The organism is Nitrospira sp. KM1, assembly GCF_011405515.1.
In the GTDB taxonomy this organism is placed as follows: domain Bacteria; phylum Nitrospirota; class Nitrospiria; order Nitrospirales; family Nitrospiraceae; genus Nitrospira_C.
This window is the reverse complement of sequence record NZ_AP022671.1, coordinates 4,207,501-4,225,163: the sequence shown is the minus strand read 5'-3', so window position 1 is coordinate 4,225,163 and position 17,663 is coordinate 4,207,501. Positions and strand designations below refer to the sequence as shown.

Here is a 17,663-nt window from a genome sequence, read left to right as displayed (position 1 = left end):
TCTTAGTAGCCATCGATCGCCGGACCAGATGGTTTGTGAAAAAGTAGCCTCTCCCTTTTCACGGATCAAAGTGAAACACATGGCCGCTTTGGAGTAGACTAAAACCAGACGTGAGGGCAACCGGCATGACGGACAGAAAATATGGCCAGCGCGGATACCGCGATTCCGAAAAGGAGACAGAAGGAAAGCTCGGGGGATCGTCGGGAACGCGTCAGCCCGGAATGCTTCCAAGTCGAACGGTCTTCCGCTGCGCCGACTGCGGCACACTTCTCCCATTATTGACCGATGGGCTTGGCCAGTGTCCCAAGTGCCAAGCAGAACTGCATGCGTGCCAGCAGTGCACCCACTTTGCCCCAAGCCAGCGCTTTGAGTGCACCCAGCCTGTCCCGGAACGCATTGCCGATAAGCGCGCTCGCAATGACTGCACATTCTTTTCTCTCCGCGCCACGGTGGAGCGAGAAACGTCGTCGGGATCAGGACGTCCTGACGACGCGCGTCGTGCCTTGAACGATCTCTTCAAGAAATAGCAGGTCAGACGAACGACCGCCTGTTCCCACCCCGCCGACACAAAAACGGTTACGCCAGCTACCTAACGCTATCGTCCCAGCCTAGAAGACCTTGGTTTATCAAATGGCTGAGCGTATCCTTCCAGCCAGTCCAAGAACAATCGCTCCGCGCTCGGGACCGCGAAAGGATGGTCGAGAATGGGAAAGGAACGGACTGAACTTTTAGTCATCGGCGCGGGTCCATACGGGATTGCGACGGCGGCGTACGCGAAGCATCTTGGCGTATCGGTAACGGTTGTGGGCAAGACGCTCGATTTTTGGAAGGCGAATATGCCCCGCGGGATGTTCTTGCGCTCGGGACCCGACTGGCACCTTGACGCGAGGGATGTCGCGACCTTTGCAGCGTATGTGAATATGCGCGGGATCACGCCCGAGCAAATCAAGCCGGTGCCGCTCGACACATTTCTCGATTACGCAAGCTGGTTCATGGGTCAATATGATCTGAGACCCCTCCCTACCCTCGTCACACATCTCACCAGATCGAACGGGACCTATAGTGCAACTCTCGACGACGGCTCACAGATTCGCGCAGACAAGGTGGTATTGAGTCTCGGCTTCGCATGGTTCAAGCATTACCCGGAGCTGATCAACAAACTGCCGGAGGGATCGTACACGCACACCTGCAATGTCGTTGATTTTGAATTTTTCCGCGACAAGCGGGTCTTGATCGTAGGCGGGCGACAGAGCGCGTTCGAATGGGCCGCGCTGATCCGAGAAAAAGGAGCCGACGAAGTTTATGTCACACATCGCCACCCCACTCCGCAATTTACCGAACCGGATTGGAGCTGGGTACAGCCAATGGTACGGCGGACGCTGGAAGACCACGGCTGGTGGCGGCGCTCCACAGACGAAGCGAAGGAAAAGATCCGTCAGGACTTTTGGGCGGTAGGACGTCTGACACTCGAAGCATGGCTGGGATCGCGCGTGCATCAAGCGAACATACATATTCACGAGAAAACGACGATCGTCACCGCGCGCAGCCTAGCTGATGGCACATTCGAAGTCTCGTTGAACGACGATACCACCGTGAACGCGCATCACATTATCCTGGCGACTGGCTATGTACCGAACATGCAGAACGTCGGTTTTCTGGACCGTCAGACGATTGCGCGAGAACTGCAGACGCTTAACGGCTCTCCAACGCTCAGCACAGAATTTCGAACGAATCTCCCCAACCTGTATGTCACTGGCCTCGCTGCGGTGCAGGATTTCGGACCCTTCTTTGGCTTCACCGTCGCTTGTCCTGTGGCGGCGAGAATCATCGGCGAAGCAGTGTCTCAAAGCAAATAGTCAAACACCAACCGGCTGGGCTTTAGCGGATTTGCGAATTGCGGCGCGCCGACCATAGTGACTAGCGCTATGGCATAGAGACGAGCGAGCGAAGCCGCGGACCACCTACGCCCTCTCCAACGACCGCTCGATCGATCTGTTCACCTTGCGGCGCCGCTATACCTGGCTCGCACCCCTTGTCGACGCGGAGTACGGTTCGGCAGCGTTTATTCCCGCCCGTGATCAGGCGACGTACGAGCTCAGGATTTCGACTACCGGCTTGCTCTTTCGCTCCCCAGCAACAAGTTCCAACTAGCGTTTGGCCACGGAACGCTCTCCTTGCCTGCATCTCGCGACCGTCATTTCCGCCACACCCCAATTGTCAGTATCGACTTCTTCTATCACGACAGTGGAATGGTTCCTTGTATCTCTCCGTTTGTGGCACGATACTCTCGTATATAAAATATCGAGGTCTGATAGACCGTCGGTTCCGTGGTCTGTACCAGACCGAGTGTCAGCGTGGTCATCAGGCCTCTTCACCTGTAAAGCCACTGAGCCCGCATTTCGCAAGGCTGGGCACCCACGGGAGGCGGTCATGAGTTCCCTCATCTTCGTCGGCATTGATGTCTCGCAGGCTCGGTTGGATGTGACGTTCACCGACGGCCAGATGTGGTCAGTACCTCATGATGAGTCGGCGATGACCACCGTGGTGGAACAGCTCGCCGCGCTCCATCCGACGTTGATCATCTTAGAGGCGACCGGCGGTCTGGAAATCCCCTTGACCAGTGCCTTGGCCACCGCAGGCTTGCCCGTCGTTGTCGTCAACCCTCGTCAGGTGCGAGACTTTGCGCGTGCGAGTGGGCTGTTGGCCAAGACTGACGCCCTCGATGCGAAAATCCTCGCACAATTCGGCGAGGTGATGCGCCCCCGCCCACGGCCGCTACCCGACACGGAGGCGCGGGCATTGGCGGCGTTGTTGACGCGGCGACGGCAGCTTGGCACCTTTTCCGATTTCACCCAGACCCATCGCGAAAGAATCCGAGATACTCGTCCTTGTTCACTGAAATGCCATGCATCCACACCACAATATCGCTACTAGATCCTGCCGTTACAACGGTGGCGATTTTGAACCCGTCCACAGTATGTAGGTATTTGGTTTTCATCTTATCCTCGAATAAGAGAACGCCATGTTTCACAATCTTTCTCCCAATCTTCGACGAACCTAACACAGTCATCCTCCAGAATACTTTGACATCGGCACAAAGCCGTGCCCATAGCAACCCGCTGTCGCTCATAAGGAACTCTACTCTTTAGATCGGCCAGCCACTGTCGCCTAATTCCCAACAGCTCCCGCCACGTATCTTGATCAAACCGTCGATCGTAGGCGCAAGCATTCACAAGGGCAAGTAGCCCATCAGCGATGACCTCGCCTGGCTCTTGAAATTCCGCCAGAGCGGCACTCACAAATGGATCATATGGCTCTTGTTGAATAACACCTGCCGCCGCTACCTGCTTTGCATGTACATGCGGAATCATGAAGATCCAGTCCTCATTATAAATCTTAGGAAAGAAGCCAAGATCGGTATTTGCACGTAGAAACAAAGAGTTTCCGCTAAGGAAGGTGCGCACATCCTCCCCTAAAACAATTTCGGCATGACCTGTAACTGAGGTATCCGGAAACTCATCCACAAACAGACCGCAGACCATGAAACTCTGAAGCAAAGAGTTGCCATGCTTAATAATCGAGGCAGAAATGTCACGAATGTCATCGTCTAGCAACAAAATACGGCTGAAGCGATTGCGACGTGCGTACCAGAGAGCATAGTTACGTTTTGTTGGAAGGTCCCAGTCTATGTCACGAGTCCCGAATAGCCCATTTTGCATAGTATGCAGGCTCTGAACTGCTTCTACAAACTCAATGTCGTCGTTAGAGGATAAACTCTGTATGCTCTCGAACAATTCACTGCCATTCGATTTGTACTCATCACTCGATGACGGCAGCAGAAATACTGGCGTCGATGGGACCTCACGTCGAAGGTCCCGAAGGAGACTTAGAACAAACTGTGGCCGACCACGAGTCGGAATAAATATGGCATCGAGAGAAGGCCAAGCCTCGGCAAGGGATGCATGAGGCTCTGTGCATGTGACGACAAGCGTGCGAGGATTAAAATCAAACGAAAGATTTCGCAAAACTACCCCTTATGGAGGAAATCTTAGGACTTTCACACCCCGCAGGCTAAGTATTGATTTGCTCTGTGTCAAGTCACAGTGCCGCTAAGGCTCCTGGAGCGCTGTGGTCTATAAGCGATTTGCCGGCGAGTGTCTGTTTCTTAGCGGACGCGTGAGTCTACTCCCATACGGGTGGCTCGTCGAACGGAGCGACTTTCTCACCCGCCCCCACCCCCGAGCCTGCCGAGACAGGCTCTTTCCCCAGGCTTGCTCGTGCCGCCGCATTCCTCTGAACAGCTGAACGTCTTTAAGAAGTGCTGCGGTGCATAAGCGATTGCAGCGCTGCATTCCCTCCCACTTAGCTGAAGGGTGTTGGCGAGCGGGATGGTGGACCTCGCGTCGCGAATGGCGGAGTTTGGATCTCCGAATTGCCGACCGGATGCCGTCTGCGGGAGCTTTATGAAGCCGAATCTCAGGGAGCTAGTTGATGAGGCCTATTCCTTTAGGCTTTGGGCACTGGCGGATAGAGATCATGCTTCGGAATTACCGGGTCCATTTGGTCCCATGGTTGTACGTCTGAAACGAAGAAATCCAATTGCGGGCGAAACCAACTAGGATCGTCCAGACTACCTGCGGTGATTCCAAGAAATCCGCTGGGTCGTTCATCCGACTCTCCGCCGGTGAGTCGCGAACCGCAGTCAGCACAGAACCCGCGTTTGTGGTTGCCGCCCGCCAAACTCGGCGTGAAATGATAGCGTGGTCGTCCCTTCGTCAGACGAAACGCTGCCGCTGGTATAAGCAAGCCAGGGACGAATCCGCCACCGGTCACCCGCTGGCAATCGCGGCAGTGGCACTTGAACATCATGATGGGTTCAGCCGAACATTCGTAGCGGATTGCTCCGCACGCGCAGCCACCGCTGAAAGGCGTGGTTATTGTAGTCATAGATGCTCCATTATTGTTTCACGAACTTTGCCAATTGGTCGAAGTACGCGCTCCAACCTCGACTGTGATTATCGCGGCTTTGAGCAGACGCGAAGGTCGTTTGCGTGAACACCATTTCGGTTTGCTTCCCGCAGGCATGAAATTCCACAGTCACCAGCGTTTCGGGCGGTTCAGCCTCGCCGAAATCAGGTTCGCTGCCATCCTTCTCCCATGCCCACGTGAACAACAACCGTTCGGGCGAATGCACCTCGCGATACACGCCAACTGACGTGAAGTATTCACTTTCAGGATGCCTCGTTTGGATGCGGTATCTTCCTCCGACGCGCACATCCATCTTGACTGAAAGAATGTTCATGCCGTCCTTTGACTTGAACCATTGCTTGAAGCGCTCAGTGTCCGTCCACGCACGCCACATGATGTCGCGAGGTGCGTCGAAAATGCGCGTGATGACGAGTTTCAGTTCGTTCGCTTCCTGTGTTTTAGTGTTTGTGGTCATGTTTTTCCTTCGGTTTGTAGTTTTGATACATTGTCGTCGAGACAAACGCCAGAATGGTGCGACACGCCGGACACACGAGGAGCCCTTCACAATGGCCCTGCGCGGCGGCTAGCTGCCTGGAAAGTCTCTGACCGGCCGCACCTCTATGGTCCCAAACCGCACCGACGGAAACTTCGAGGCCACCTGGATCGCCTCATTGACGTCACGGGCTTCGATAAGAAAATACCCGCCGACCTGCTCTTTCGTTTCAGCAAAGGGACCGTCGGTCACGGACAACTTCCCGTTTTGGATTCTAACACTCGTGGCCGTCTGAATCGGTTCGAGTTGTTCCACCCCAAGGAGATGACCGCTCTTCTTCAGCGCCTCGCAGTAGACCACGGTCTCTTCCATAATCGCGTCGCACTCGCTCCTGGACATGGAATCCAGCTTTTTCTCTTCGTGGCAACATAGAAGCAGGTATTTCATGGCTTCGACGCTCCGAGGTGTATGTGAACCGCTGCTTTTGTCAGATAGTCGTGCACAACGCCCGAAATCGACATCGAGTATCCGTGGAATTGAATCAATTAGTTAGGAGAAATCGCCGGCAGGAGTCAACCGGTCATATCAGGCAACTCGCGAGGTCGTCAGCCGTCGGAGCAACAATCAGGCAGACTAAGCCGAGATCGATCGCGAGAAGCGGAAGGGAAAATCCAGCCTCGGCTGTCCGTTCGATATCAGCTGGACTTCAGCGGATTCGCGAATTGCACCGTGCCTGCGGAGGCAACGATAAACCACGATGAGACTTTCTCGAAAAAGTTGCCTGAGCTGGTTCGCGTTCTACCCCTTTTTTATTCAGCCTGTCCCCTTTTCTTTTCCCATACCACGACGATAAATATCATTGACCAACTATAAATGCTTCCGCTAACTTGGGCATCGTCGTCCTACCAACTCCAGGTGGCTTATGAAACCGGGTGCGACGCTATTTCTGCGGATTGTGCTGGTGCTCATCGCCGTCGGCGCTCTCGCGTTCTTACTTTCTGAACCGCACTTCGAAGGTCGAAACGCGCACGCCACGCTGTTTGCGATCTATTTCAAAGACCCCTTCCTGGCGTATGCGTACGCGGCCTCCATTCCATTTTTCATGGGGCTGTATCACGCATACAAAGTGTTAGCGTATGCCGGACGGAGCAAGGAGTTCTCACCTTCGACCGTCAAATCGGTGCGAACCATCAAGTACTGTGCGATCGTCCTGATCGGATTCGTCATAGGAGGAGAAGTCTTCATCATGCTCCACGAGAGTGATGATCGAGCGGGTGGTGTGTTTATGGGGGTCCTCATCTTCTTCGCCTCGGTCGTGGTCGCTACCGCAATGGCTGCCCTCGAGCGAATCCTGAAAAACGCCATGGACATGAAGTCAGAAAATGACTTGACGGCATAAGGTCCCGTTCGTGCCCATGTGTATCAATATCGACGTCATGTTGGCCAGACGTTTTCACTCTTCGGCAGAATGTCCAATGAGGTTCCTACCAGAATCCCAATTTCTCTCCTAGTCGGAATCCAGTGACAATCACTCCCTATAAAACCTGCAAGGATCAGCGATGCTCCCACGGCATACGTGTAGTGTCGTCAAAAATGTCTATCGAAAATCCACGCCAATCAATGAGATTCTACTGAATCTCCTGGTCGGTCGACTAACCTACGCCAGTTATGTTCAGCCCCATAGCATCGGTCCATTCTATGGCAGATTTGTCACCCACATTCCCCTCCCCTGAGGCAGGACTATAGCTCATTTTTCGGAAAAACCGAGGTTAAGCCTAAGCTGAAGGGGATAGGCTGAAAAAATGGAGTAAATATTACTGCCGGGTCGTTTTCTGGTTTTCTGAAGACCCGGAAATGGGGACAGGCTCTCTTCTACTGCACGCCTGTCATGACGTTGGCCCCGTGTGGAGACAACTCTTACCCAGAACAGACGACTTCCTCGACGGTCTGCATGATCTGACGTTGACTGACAAACTCCATCGGTGTCAGGTGGCCGAGTGAGCTGTGGGGGCGGTGGTGATTGTAATCCACCCGCCAGGCTTCGACAATCGCTTGCGCCTCCGCCCAGGAGACGAACTGATGCACATTCAAACACTCATCACGTAGACGGCCATTCAATGACTCAATGAAGGCATTCTCCACGGGCTTGCCCGGTCGGATGAAGTCCAGTTGTACCCCGCGACGGTAGGCCCAATCTTCCAAGGCGCGAGACTGAAATTCCGTCCCATGATCCACCGTAATCGAGCGCGGCCCCGCCGCTGTGCCGAGCACCCGATCCAGAACCTGACTCACTAGCATGCCGGTCATGCGAAATCCCACCTCGAGCACCGGGCTAGAGCGACTCCAGTTATCGACGACGGTCAGAATCCGAAACGGCCGGCCGTCGGCGAGACTATCATGCACAAAGTCCATGCTCCAGCGCTCGTGTGGACCCACCGCCACCGGAGCCGGCCCCCGGTGGAGCGCGATGTGCTTGCGGCGCCGCACCCGCATGCGCAGCTGTAAACCGTCGAGGCGATAAAGGCGGCGCACCCGTTTGCGATTGCTCACCCACCCTTCACGCCGTAACAGCACCCAGATCCGCTGATAGCCAAAGCGGGGTCGCGCGTGAGCCAGATCACGGAGACGCAACCGTAGTGCCGATTGATCTTTCGCCCGACTTGTTCGATACCAGGCCGCGCGACTAAACTGCGCCAGTCGACAGGCCCGCAGACAGCTCACCGAGCACGTCTCGTGCAACCAGTGCGCGAGTTCTCGACGGCGGGCGGGCCTCAGACTTTTTTTCGCAAGGCCTCCGACAGCATATGCTTATCCAGCGAGAGATCGGCCACGAGCCGTTTCAGCCGGCTATTTTCTTCCTCGAGCTGGCGTAACCGTCGGAGTTCGCTCACTCCCAGGTGGGCGTACTTCTTTTTCCACGCGTAGAAGGTCTGCTCGGCTATCCCAAGTTGCCGACAGACATCCCCAATCGGGGTGCCCGACTCGGCCTGTCGCAGGGCGTAGACAATCTGCTCTTCCGAGAATTTCGACCGCTTCATCGATCCACTCCTTTCGTCGAGGACCGTCGAAGCCGGTAGTCTACTCCAGTTTTACGTTGCCGTCGTTTTCGGGGGAGACGTCAGTTAATTTCCCACTCTCTTAAGCCGTCCACCCACCATGCAAGTCTGAATAGCGACAGCAGCTAGAACGGTAATGTTAGCGGGAATGGAGGTCCTCGTGTCGCGAATTGGGGAGGTTCGGGTCACCGAGTGGTGAAAGAACAAAGACGCGAACGGGTGCAGTCAGCCCCGACGGAATTCGAGACGGTCTAGGCGAGTCTTAACAGCAGACACACCGGCTTCGAGCGTGTGAATTCGCTCGTCAAGCTGTGAGAATGACAACCGCATCAGCGACTTGGCGTCTTTGAATTCTTCCTTCACTTCCTCACGTTGCGTTCGCAATTCATGGCGGATCATATCGTGCCCTTCGGCAATCTGTTGAATATCGCTACGAAGGGATTCGGCAATCACACCAAAATGTCGCTTAATTTCTTCCATCGCTTCATTGTTCATGGACCGCATGTATAGGCCAATCTTCTATTTAAATCAATGAAGAATCCTCGTCGTCTGCTCGTAAATGGTTCCATTTTAGAACTTGCCGAGCACGTCCGGGGGAAGCCCAAAATAGTAACCAGAAACAAGAGAAGACACGAAGGAGGAGTAAACACATGGCCATGAACAAAAATGGATCGTATACCGACAAGGTCGCGTTCGTGACAGGGGCCGCGAGCGGCATCGGCCGTGCGGCGGCGCTGGCATTCGCTCGCCAGGGTACCAGCGTGGCAGTCGCCGATGGGTCGGACGGGGCAACGAGGGAAACGGTGCAGTGATCCGCCCGGCGCGCCCTTTAAACCACCGCGTTGTCTAGGCCGAGATCGATCGCGAGGCGCAGAAGGAAAAACTTACCCTCCGATCACGCCCCGCTGGTCATCAATATCGACAGCCCCGACTCTCCGTTCGACGCCGCCTGGGCTTCGGCCGACTCGCGAATTGGGGGACGCCTGCGAAACAGCGATACGCTTCTCCTGCCTGGGGGGCTCAAAAGCAAATGACCATCGGATGTGTGATTGCAAGACCTGACCCTATTGCATTCCGGAAAGAGCACATAGCGCGTGAGGTCATGACAAAACAGCACGCACTGTCGGCAATCCAGAATCAGCCGATGCCCATGCCATTCGCCAAGCTGACGATGTTCTCCTTCTGAGGCAGCGAGGGCTGCGTCCTTGAAAAGTTCTCGCGGCAGCTTGGCCGCCAGTTTCTTGGTGCAGTGGAGGAGCATGATAGTCCATCGACATCATGCAGTCGATACCAGTGAGATGCAACACTCGACCTGGAACCGCGACCTCAGGCGGGCCACCCGCCGAGATGGGAATACACGGCGAACTCCTGACATTCGCGGCTGCCGTGGATGTCGTATGGCAAGACCGGAGCCCCATCTTTTGTTCTTTGCGCACTCCGCGAGTCGGTGACGCGGCAGGAGTCGTTTGAACTGAATCTCAGCGAAGCTGATCGATGAGGCGAGTTCCCTAGGCAAGCAGAGAGAAGACTTAAAACAGTGACTCACGATCCCTTAATTTACGCCCGCTCGATTTTATTCAGCCTGTCCCCTTTTCGTTTTCAATGCCATGCTCAAGCATCGCACGCCCTGGAATCCGGAGCGGAGTGCCCATGCTTGATTTTCAAGACAGTTGCTGTCCCCTTTTCTTGGCCCCTACCGCAGTCGCAACACGACGTTGTTGACGAGGTCAGTAATAGAATCCTCGGCCTGATATTGGGTAAACACCGTCGGTGAGGGGTGCGCGGCGCTGTTCCGGCGCTTGAGCTCCTTATCGAGAATTTTGATCACTCCGCTGTTTAAGAGCCCGGCCGAGCTCGCGATCTCTACAACTTCAGACTCCTTTAGATCCTCGAAATCATCGAACGTCACGATCCGCACCTGCTTCTTTGGGTATCGGATTGGGATGCGCTGATTGAAGGTGTGAAGGCGTGTGGCATCTGCGAGCAGCCAGCGTAGCATGTGGTCGTACGCAAGGTTCCATGCCATCACGATAGCTGACCGAAACGATTTGACTCGGTAACAGTTTAGCGCCTCGCGGAGGAAGTCACTTTGATCCGCGCCAGGGACCTGAGATGGTAGATCAGCGAGCAGGTTAGCAACGGCGATGCTACTCGGGGCATAGCCATATTTCCCGTCGAAGACCTCCCGCACGCGGGCCTCCAAGCGGTAACCAGTCGCGTCTTTCAGTAGCTCGGGCGGTCTGCGCTCGGCTAGGCGTGCCATGTCGCGAGCAAGATTTGGCACGCCATAATGCAATTGTTCATAGCATCGCCGAATCGAATCGATGTCTACGCGCTCGCGCCCCGCATAGGTATGCAGGTACCATGTGAAGAGTTTAATCCGTTCAGGGTGTGAAAGCTCCTGGAATCCAGGTACGACGCGCTTCAGGTCCTCCAACTGCACACATCTACTCCGGGGTCATCTTCTCAACTATGTCTTCGCCGATATGATTGATCACAAAAGCGCCTTTTTTCATTTCACCGCGGCCCTGCCGAGCATTGTCTCTCAGAGGCTGAGCGAAGTCTTTGATGTCGGTACCCCAACCCATCTTCTTGTAACAAGTATAGACGTGGTTACTATTGACAGCATCGACCTGGCGGTATGTCTTGAACCAATACGCCACAACGAGGTACCGGCCCAGCGCCGCCTTTGGACCCTTCTCTTTAGAGAATTCCTCAAAGGGAACGTCACCGGAATTTAAGTCAACGTCCGAGAGTACCTTCGGTGTTGGCAATCGCCGAGGTACGCGACCCTTTGGGGCAATCGCCGATTCACCATCGTTTGCGTTTACCTCAACCTCCGCGTTGTCGTCGACGTCGTTAATCTCTGGCGCTGTCCCGTTTGCTGCAGGGAGTGGCTCCCGTATGCTACCAGTGCCAGTGCTGTGCGTCGTTAGCTGTCGGACACCCGGCTGACCCTGCTTCATCGCTTGGGTGATCGCGCTTGTAATCTGTGTAAGATCACCATCGGCCAGGTCAGCTTCCAACATGATGAAGCGGATTTTCGAGTTCCACCAGCCTTCGGAGTAGTTTTGGCCATAGGACCTCCAACTCGCTCGAATCGGTCAGACAACCAACCTTTTGGTTAGATTATTGGACATTACGCGGCAGATATCACTGGTGTCAACCACAGATCGGACGATGAACACCTGAGAAGTACACTCCTGCGCTGTCATCCGAATAAAAGATGCTTCGCACAAATCCGGCATATCTCAAAATCGAGACAGGGTTCTCCACAAGCAGATGTATTCACATGCTATCCCAGCACAGCGCTCTGCACGGAATGCCCACAGCCACGGCGGCCCTGAAGCGCTAGGATCTTTGGTCGATTGCGGATTCCTCTCTTCCGCTTAGCTGAAGATGTTGTTGACTGGGATGGCGGATCTTTTGGTTCGGGTCACCGGACTTGCCGAACAGGTGCGGTCCGCAGGATGCCGAGGACTGTTGAGCCAATCCCTCGCTGCCACACACCGTTACGCTGAAACTGCTCCCGACACGGTTTCCCTCTCGCACAGACAATCCTTACGGTCTTGCGGTTTTTCTCAGCGCTTTGTACCGATTGAGAGTGTTCGCTTGCAAGTGAGTGGCGGTCGCCAGCTTCTTCAGGAAGTCTTCGACACCACTCTCTAGTGCTCCAAAGAAATTCAGCAGCCCAAAGCAGAGAGTTCCCTTAGTCTTTGTGATATTTTCGATCCCCGGGAGTATGGCGGCCTCGAATAAATTCCAGCTATGAATCATGCTGTTCCGATACAGGTGGTAGACGTCGTTGGCGTATGGCTTGTACTCGCCTGGAAAATGCTCTCCTACAAATTTGGTGACGTTGTGCCCTCGGTAGCCGTAAGACGAAATTGAGTCCAGGGCACACATGAGTGCGATCGCCACAACATGGCCTCTGTGCTGCAGGTCGCCGTTGCTCTTTTTAATGTCTTCGATTACGTTGCGAATCTCTCCGAGAACAGATTCGGCGAAGATCTTCCTCAGGTTGCCGATGAAACCCACATCGACTCTGACTGGGGCTGGAGGCCAAGTACTTGGTTGCCAGGGCAAGAACGACGGAATGCTCGCGAATGTATCCACGACAGCGAGTGCAACCAGTGCGGCGGAGCCTGTCGTAACACTTTTCTCCGTGTACTTCATAGATTCTCCTCTTGCAACTTCGCAAAGGGCGACGGGTATTTTGACACCGTTTCTTCCCTAAACGTGCAACAATTGGGTTCGCTGTTCCAACGTTCATGATCTTAGAAAGTTGCCAAGCCATGCCGGACAAGCTACGTTTGCCAACGGTGCATGTCAATAGTTGGGTTGCCATGCAGCGTGCGGGACTTGATCCGAATCTCAGCGAAATGTGATCACTGAAGCGAAACCACCATCAGAGCGCTGCGATCTATAAGCGATTGCAGTGCTCCATTCTCTCCCGCTTAGCTGAAGGGTAGTTATCCAGCGGGATGGTGGACTTAGGAGTCTGCGACATTGACCGTTCTACTGCGACGAACGATCTGCAGCCATCTTCGTCGTTCTCGGTGCCAAAATAATCCTCAATGTATCCAACGAATACACCTCCGGTTCTTTCGGACCTGCGACCTAGCATCTGGCTACACCTCATTCGCCTCGTCACAAACGGCAAGGTCGGACAGGATCCTCGCATCGCGAGTTGCGGAGGTTCGGGCTGCCGAACTTGCCGATCAGATGTGGTTCGCCGAAAGCGAGATGCCGAGGCTACACTTGTATTGAGGGATCCCTGCACATACAATTTCGACCTCCATTGAATACGGGTGCTCTCGCCATTTGACGATTGGAGGTCCTCTATGGAGCGATTTTTCCTGGCCCTTAAAAGGAGCCTTGAATCTAATCCCATTGTGCAAAAAGGACAGTGTTTCCTCCCTGAGTTTCTCAAGCGAAAGCGCCTTGTAAATAATGTATTTCCTCCTATAGCACGGCAGACTGGCAAGAGACTGAACCTACCTGTACACAAAGAGATAAGTAATGCGTTTCCGCCGGACTGGAAGATTGGGCAGCGGCAAATGGTTGATTACGTCTATGGTGGTGTGAATGACCCAAAATATTTCTTTGAGGTTGAATCACTGGATAGAGCTCAACTGTATCTGTTCTTACCACATGGAGATCAAAGCGATGATAGTAAACTGTGGTACTACTGGGGAACAGTTTGCAAACATCTCCTTGGGGAAGTCGGGATGCCTCGCTATTTCGTATGGCTTCTCATTCTTCCTGATCAACCTGTTTCCACGCTTCCATTTTGGGACGCTTCTAAGTATTACCGATTGTTCAGTCCTCATTTGCGAGAGATCGTCCAAGACAGTCCTTTTAGATTCTATGATCAACTAATCAAAACCTCGGCAAAATTGTTCTTGCGTCGTAATGATTGGTTAAGGATTGGCAACACAGATGCGGGATGGAAGAAGGCACGATTGCTCAACTACCAACACACGTGCGAACTCGTGATCCTCACCTGCACAGGTCAGCAACTGATCATGTCCAAAGGATCTGATGAGTTCGATCCTTCCAAAGAAAAAAGAGTCAGTTTGAAGTGGAAACTAAATTCTCATCGGAAATGAACTCGTTGAGAGCGCTACGATCAACAAGCGATTGCAGCGCGTGTCTATGATTTAGCCGACGGGTGAAACATTCTTCTTGCGGTGGCCTGGCACCGTGCGCAGCGGGGGACCCCACACCGGGCGGGGGTGCGAGCACGGTGGGGCTGTTCGGCAGGACAGGACCCGCTCATCACGCTTGATCGGTCTTTCGGCCCTCTGAAAAGTAGTCATCGCTGCCAGCTTGAAAATGAAAGGAGCCTGCTAGATTACTCCAGCAGGCTCCTTTGTTGTAACCCAGCAGAGGTCCAAACCAAGCTCGCTCGTACGGAGGACTAAACCGAACTTTGTTCGTACCGCTGACTCATATCGCCTTATCGTAATTGCAGTCAGCGGATAAGCACCACTAGCCTTCTTCTCCAACAATCAACGTCGCCGGATAAAACCCTTCGACTTTCCTCACGGACGCTGCAACGGGTTACAAAAACAAGAAAGCCTGCTGGTTTTCACCAGCAGGCTCCTTTTTGTAACCCGGCAGCGTCCTACTTTCCCACTGCCTCACGGCAGCAGTAGCATCGGCCTTGGAGGGCTTAACTTCCGTGTTCGGTATGGGAACGGGTGTGGCCCCTCCGGTATGGCCACCGGGAACATTCAACACTGAACAGGTCTTCACGGCATTTCACCGTGTGATTGTTGAAGACCATGTCTATCAGGAGCAAAGGATGTTAAACCGCACGACCGATTAGTACTGGTTAGCTACGGCCCTTACGGACCTTCCACACCCAGCCTATCAAACTCGTGGTCTACGAGTGGTCTTTAGGGGGCATACGCCCCGGGAGAGCTTATCTTGAGGCACGCTTCTCGCTTAGATGCTTTCAGCGATTATCGACACCGGACATAGCTACCCGGCACTGCCGTTGGCACGACAACCGGCACACTAGCGGTCCGTCCTTCACAGTCCTCTCGTACTAGTGAAAGCCCCTCTCAACTCTCCTCCGCCCACAACAGATAGGGACCGAACTGTCTCACGACGTTCTGAACCCAACTCTCGTACCGCTTTAATAGGCGAACAGCCTAACCCTTGGGACCAGCTTCAGCCCCAGGATGCGATGAGTCGACATCGAGGTGCCAAACCTCCCCGTCGATGTGAACTCTTGGGGGAGATCAGCCTGTTATCCCCGGCGTACCTTTTATCCGTTGAGCGATGGCCCTTCCACACAGAACCACCGGATCACTAAGCCCGACTTTCGTCCCTGCTCGAGCTGTCGCTCTCGCAGTCAAGCTCCCTTCTGCCTTTACACTCGACGGCTGATTACCGACCAGCCTGAGGGAACCTTTGGGCGCCTCCGTTACCTTTTGGGAGGCGACCGCCCCAGTCAAACTACCCACCAGACACTGTCTTCGCCCTGGATCACAGGGCCGAGTTAGAATATCAGAACGATCAGGGTGGTATTTCAACGTCGCCTCCACTCGACCTAGCGGCCAAGCTTCACAGGCTCCCACCTATCCTACACAGCTCTTTCCAACATCCAATGTCAAGTTGTAGTAAAGGTGCACAGGGTCTTTCCGTCTAGTTGCGGGCACCCGGCTTCTTCACCGGAACAACAAATTCGCTGAGTCACTCCCCGAGACAGCGCTCCAGTCGTTACGCCATTCATGCAGGTCGGAACTTCATGTACTTCCGCAGTTTCCTGCGGCACAGACTATACGTTCACCTGAAACCCACGATTTGAGTGATCGCTTCGATTAATCTTCAGGGCCGGCGTGTTATGGAATTGGGACAATTCCATCCAGGGATCTCAACCCCTGAGTCGTTACGGGGATCGTCCTGCGACGATCTTACCCTCGGTATTACCCGCAGCGCCCCTGCAAGGCGCCGTGTGGGCTCCACCGATTTGAGCCGGTTGCTTGAACGGGATTGCTCCCGCCACGGGCAATGTTACTTACCCGACAAGGAATTTCGCTACCTTAGGACCGTTCAATGTTGTTGCTCTTACAGATTTGAATCTGTGAGGGCTTGGTCATTTCTGCCAAGCTCTGTAGGTTGCCCTACAGTTCGGACTATCTCATCCTGCAGTGTTTCGGCAGGTCCGGCATATAGTCTCTGAGGATTCTCAAATTGTTTCAGGATGTCCGCATCGAGGTAGCGTCGCTTTCCTCCATCATTCATCATCAGCCGAACTTTCAGAATCTCTTCGATTCCCTTCTGCGTCAGGTGGTGCCCTTGTCGCATCATGTCGGCCAGCTGTTTGAATTTTGAAAAGTCACGCTTCTTCTTTGCGGAAAGAAACCCGAAGCGCTCAAAGAACGGGATCACGTTCTCGACGATGGCGGTGAAGTTGTTTACTTCGTAGTACCAGACGCCATCTTGTCTCTGTCGCATCGTCCCGCACCCCAGGTGCCGTTTGAAAAGCGCTAGGATGACTTCGTCTCGTTGGGAGATGTTGAAACAGAGGGAGACTTTCCAAGGAAGCTTGTAATCGTTCCGAGGACGGAACGACACATTGAAACTTCCTTCCCCATCAGTAAAACCCGCCAAGTAATGACCGATCTCCGATGGAATCTCGTTTACGTTGAGCATCATCTGAGTCTTTCCTGCTGATTGCCCGCACCTCGCGAATTGTCACTGCCATCGATTTCATGGCGAGTATCGGAGGATACACCGGGTGTTCCAGCATTTAGCCAGATTTGTTACGGAACTACAGTGGTCCGTTCTATAGTTACGGCCGCCGTTTACTGGGGCTTCCCTTCAAAGCTTTGCCTTGCGGCTAACTCCTCCGGTTAACCTTCCAGCACCGGGCAGGCGTCAGACCCTATACGTCCACTTCCGTGTTCGCAGAGTCCTGTGTTTTTGGTAAACAGTCGCTAGAGCCACTTTATTGCAACCACGATCGGCTCGGATTGTACACCCTCACCTACGCGTGGCACCCCTTCTCCCGAAGTTACGGGGCTAAATTGCAAAGTTCCTTAGGGAGTGTTCTCTCACGCCCCTTGGTATATTCTACCCACCTACCTGTGTCGGTTTGCGGTACGGACACTATGACGACTCGCTACGAGGCTTTTCTCGGCAGCATGGGATCAGCCCGTTTATGGCCTTGCGGCCTCCCCATCACTTCTCGGCGGTAACGGCCTCGCGGATTTGCCTACGAGACCCGCCTACCAGCTTGGACCGGGTATTCCAGGGACCCGGCGGTGCCTACCCTTCTGCGTCCCCCCTTCGCTGATAACGCCATCACAGTGGTACAGGAATATTGACCTGTTTTCCATCGCCTACGTCTATCGACCTCGGCTTAGGATCCGACTAACCCTGACCTGACGAACATAGGCCAGGAAACCTTAGGTTTACGGGGATGATGATTCTCACATCATTTATCGCTACTTATGCCTGCATAATCTCTTCTCTCCGCTCCAGCTGTCCTTGTCGGTCAACCTTCACAGCTGAGAGAATGCTCCCCTACCACAGTTCACCTTACGGTGAACGTCCGCAGCTTCGGTGACAAACTTGAGCCCCGTTATATTTTCGGCGCAACATCGCTCGACCAGTGAGCTATTACGCAC

15 protein-coding genes, 2 rRNA genes and 1 pseudogene (1 of these 18 running past the window's edge) are annotated in these 17,663 nt (G+C 54.1%); 6 read left to right on the top strand and 12 right to left on the bottom strand.

Features of this window, described 5'->3' with window-relative positions; translation table 11 throughout:
• Positions 1 to 125 precede the first annotated feature (125 nt).
• The gene (locus W02_RS19960) at positions 126 to 527 is read left to right on the top strand and encodes a hypothetical protein (protein ID WP_173050939.1); all 402 of its coding nucleotides are present in this window, start codon (positions 126 to 128) and stop codon (positions 525 to 527) included.
• 177 nt (positions 528 to 704) lie between these two features.
• Positions 705 to 1,856: an NAD(P)-binding domain-containing protein gene (locus W02_RS19955; RefSeq protein ID WP_173050938.1), complete on the top strand. Its 1,152-nt coding sequence runs from the start codon at positions 705 to 707 to the stop codon at positions 1,854 to 1,856.
• Positions 1,857 to 2,236: 380 nt separating this feature from the next.
• On the opposite strand, the gene W02_RS21850 is transcribed toward W02_RS19955, so the two are convergent.
• On the bottom strand, positions 2,237 to 2,362 hold the full coding sequence (locus W02_RS21850) for a hypothetical protein (protein ID WP_255458539.1): 126 nt from the start codon (positions 2,360 to 2,362) through the stop codon (positions 2,237 to 2,239).
• A 68-nt stretch (positions 2,363 to 2,430) separates the two neighbouring features.
• Here W02_RS21850 and W02_RS19950 point away from each other — a divergent pair, with 68 nt between their 5' ends.
• On the top strand, positions 2,431 to 2,934 hold the full coding sequence (locus W02_RS19950; RefSeq protein ID WP_173050936.1) for a transposase: 504 nt from the start codon (positions 2,431 to 2,433) through the stop codon (positions 2,932 to 2,934).
• A 65-nt stretch (positions 2,935 to 2,999) separates the two neighbouring features.
• Here the strand turns inward: W02_RS19950 and W02_RS19945 are convergent, their stop codons facing one another.
• The 4 genes from W02_RS19945 to W02_RS19930 all read right to left on the bottom strand — a co-directional run bounded on the left by W02_RS19945 (position 3,000) and on the right by W02_RS19930 (position 5,908).
• The gene (locus W02_RS19945) at positions 3,000 to 4,025 is read right to left on the bottom strand and encodes a hypothetical protein (protein WP_173050934.1); all 1,026 of its coding nucleotides are present in this window, start codon (positions 4,023 to 4,025) and stop codon (positions 3,000 to 3,002) included.
• A 481-nt stretch (positions 4,026 to 4,506) separates the two neighbouring features.
• Positions 4,507 to 4,947: a GFA family protein gene (locus W02_RS19940; RefSeq protein ID WP_197742079.1), complete on the bottom strand. Its 441-nt coding sequence runs from the start codon at positions 4,945 to 4,947 to the stop codon at positions 4,507 to 4,509.
• Positions 4,948 to 4,957: 10 nt separating this feature from the next.
• Positions 4,958 to 5,443 carry an SRPBCC domain-containing protein gene (locus tag W02_RS19935; RefSeq protein WP_173050932.1) on the bottom strand — a complete coding sequence of 162 codons (486 nt, stop codon included), beginning with the start codon at positions 5,441 to 5,443 and terminating at the stop codon, positions 4,958 to 4,960.
• A 108-nt stretch (positions 5,444 to 5,551) separates the two neighbouring features.
• Complete coding sequence (locus W02_RS19930; protein ID WP_173050930.1) at positions 5,552 to 5,908, bottom strand: YciI family protein; 357 nt, start codon at positions 5,906 to 5,908, stop codon at positions 5,552 to 5,554.
• 475 nt (positions 5,909 to 6,383) lie between these two features.
• On the opposite strand from W02_RS19930, the gene W02_RS19925 reads away from it, so the two are divergent.
• Positions 6,384 to 6,860: a DUF2975 domain-containing protein gene (locus W02_RS19925; RefSeq protein ID WP_173050928.1), complete on the top strand. Its 477-nt coding sequence runs from the start codon at positions 6,384 to 6,386 to the stop codon at positions 6,858 to 6,860.
• A 518-nt stretch (positions 6,861 to 7,378) separates the two neighbouring features.
• On the opposite strand, the gene W02_RS19920 is transcribed toward W02_RS19925, so the two are convergent.
• Both W02_RS19920 and W02_RS19915 read right to left on the bottom strand, forming a co-directional pair.
• Positions 7,379 to 8,499, bottom strand: a protein-coding gene (locus W02_RS19920) for an IS3 family transposase (protein ID WP_370467949.1) whose coding sequence is annotated in 2 segments (ribosomal slippage) — positions 7,379 to 8,253 and positions 8,253 to 8,499 — 1,122 coding nt in all. Because the reading frame shifts where the segments join, the coding sequence is not laid out codon by codon here.
• A 243-nt stretch (positions 8,500 to 8,742) separates the two neighbouring features.
• On the bottom strand, positions 8,743 to 9,012 hold the full coding sequence (locus W02_RS19915; protein ID WP_173050926.1) for a hypothetical protein: 270 nt from the start codon (positions 9,010 to 9,012) through the stop codon (positions 8,743 to 8,745).
• 155 nt (positions 9,013 to 9,167) lie between these two features.
• On the opposite strand from W02_RS19915, the pseudogene W02_RS19910 reads away from it, so the two are divergent.
• Positions 9,168 to 9,326: pseudogene (locus W02_RS19910) on the top strand (SDR family NAD(P)-dependent oxidoreductase); the annotation flags it as partial.
• 884 nt (positions 9,327 to 10,210) lie between these two features.
• Here W02_RS19910 and W02_RS19905 read toward each other — a convergent pair.
• From W02_RS19905 to W02_RS19895, 3 genes are all read right to left on the bottom strand, one after another.
• Positions 10,211 to 10,960 carry a hypothetical protein gene (locus W02_RS19905; protein ID WP_173050922.1) on the bottom strand — a complete coding sequence of 250 codons (750 nt, stop codon included), beginning with the start codon at positions 10,958 to 10,960 and terminating at the stop codon, positions 10,211 to 10,213.
• A gap of 4 nt (positions 10,961 to 10,964) precedes the next feature.
• Positions 10,965 to 11,546 (bottom strand): hypothetical protein, encoded by a 582-nt coding sequence (locus W02_RS19900; RefSeq protein ID WP_173050920.1) that lies wholly within the window; start codon positions 11,544 to 11,546, stop codon positions 10,965 to 10,967.
• Between the two features lie 532 nt (positions 11,547 to 12,078).
• Positions 12,079 to 12,693 (bottom strand): hypothetical protein, encoded by a 615-nt coding sequence (locus W02_RS19895; RefSeq protein ID WP_173050918.1) that lies wholly within the window; start codon positions 12,691 to 12,693, stop codon positions 12,079 to 12,081.
• A 668-nt stretch (positions 12,694 to 13,361) separates the two neighbouring features.
• On the opposite strand from W02_RS19895, the gene W02_RS19890 reads away from it, so the two are divergent.
• Positions 13,362 to 14,129: a hypothetical protein gene (locus W02_RS19890; RefSeq protein ID WP_173050915.1), complete on the top strand. Its 768-nt coding sequence runs from the start codon at positions 13,362 to 13,364 to the stop codon at positions 14,127 to 14,129.
• Positions 14,130 to 14,634: 505 nt separating this feature from the next.
• Here W02_RS19890 and rrf read toward each other — a convergent pair.
• Both rrf and W02_RS19880 read right to left on the bottom strand, forming a co-directional pair.
• Positions 14,635 to 14,751 (bottom strand): 5S ribosomal RNA (gene rrf / locus W02_RS19885).
• Positions 14,752 to 14,826: 75 nt separating this feature from the next.
• A 23S ribosomal RNA gene (locus W02_RS19880) occupies positions 14,827 to 17,663 on the bottom strand; it runs 1,182 nt beyond the window's last position.

What these genes read in the sequence shown, in the direction of transcription:
- W02_RS19960 (WP_173050939.1), top strand. Translation starts at nt 126, where the DNA reads ATGACGGACAGAAAATATGGCCAGCGCGGATACCGCGATTCCGAAAAG.
- W02_RS19955 (WP_173050938.1), top strand. Translation starts at nt 705, where the DNA reads ATGGGAAAGGAACGGACTGAACTTTTAGTCATCGGCGCGGGTCCATAC.
- W02_RS21850 (WP_255458539.1), bottom strand. Translation starts at nt 2,362, where the DNA reads ATGACCACGCTGACACTCGGTCTGGTACAGACCACGGAACCGACGGTC.
- W02_RS19950 (WP_173050936.1), top strand. Translation starts at nt 2,431, where the DNA reads ATGAGTTCCCTCATCTTCGTCGGCATTGATGTCTCGCAGGCTCGGTTG.
- W02_RS19940 (WP_197742079.1), bottom strand. Translation starts at nt 4,947, where the DNA reads ATGACTACAATAACCACGCCTTTCAGCGGTGGCTGCGCGTGCGGAGCA.
- W02_RS19935 (WP_173050932.1), bottom strand. Translation starts at nt 5,443, where the DNA reads ATGACCACAAACACTAAAACACAGGAAGCGAACGAACTGAAACTCGTC.
- W02_RS19930 (WP_173050930.1), bottom strand. Translation starts at nt 5,908, where the DNA reads ATGAAATACCTGCTTCTATGTTGCCACGAAGAGAAAAAGCTGGATTCC.
- W02_RS19925 (WP_173050928.1), top strand. Translation starts at nt 6,384, where the DNA reads ATGAAACCGGGTGCGACGCTATTTCTGCGGATTGTGCTGGTGCTCATC.
- W02_RS19915 (WP_173050926.1), bottom strand. Translation starts at nt 9,012, where the DNA reads ATGAACAATGAAGCGATGGAAGAAATTAAGCGACATTTTGGTGTGATT.
- W02_RS19900 (WP_173050920.1), bottom strand. Translation starts at nt 11,546, where the DNA reads ATGTTGGAAGCTGACCTGGCCGATGGTGATCTTACACAGATTACAAGC.
- W02_RS19895 (WP_173050918.1), bottom strand. Translation starts at nt 12,693, where the DNA reads ATGAAGTACACGGAGAAAAGTGTTACGACAGGCTCCGCCGCACTGGTT.
- W02_RS19890 (WP_173050915.1), top strand. Translation starts at nt 13,362, where the DNA reads ATGGAGCGATTTTTCCTGGCCCTTAAAAGGAGCCTTGAATCTAATCCC.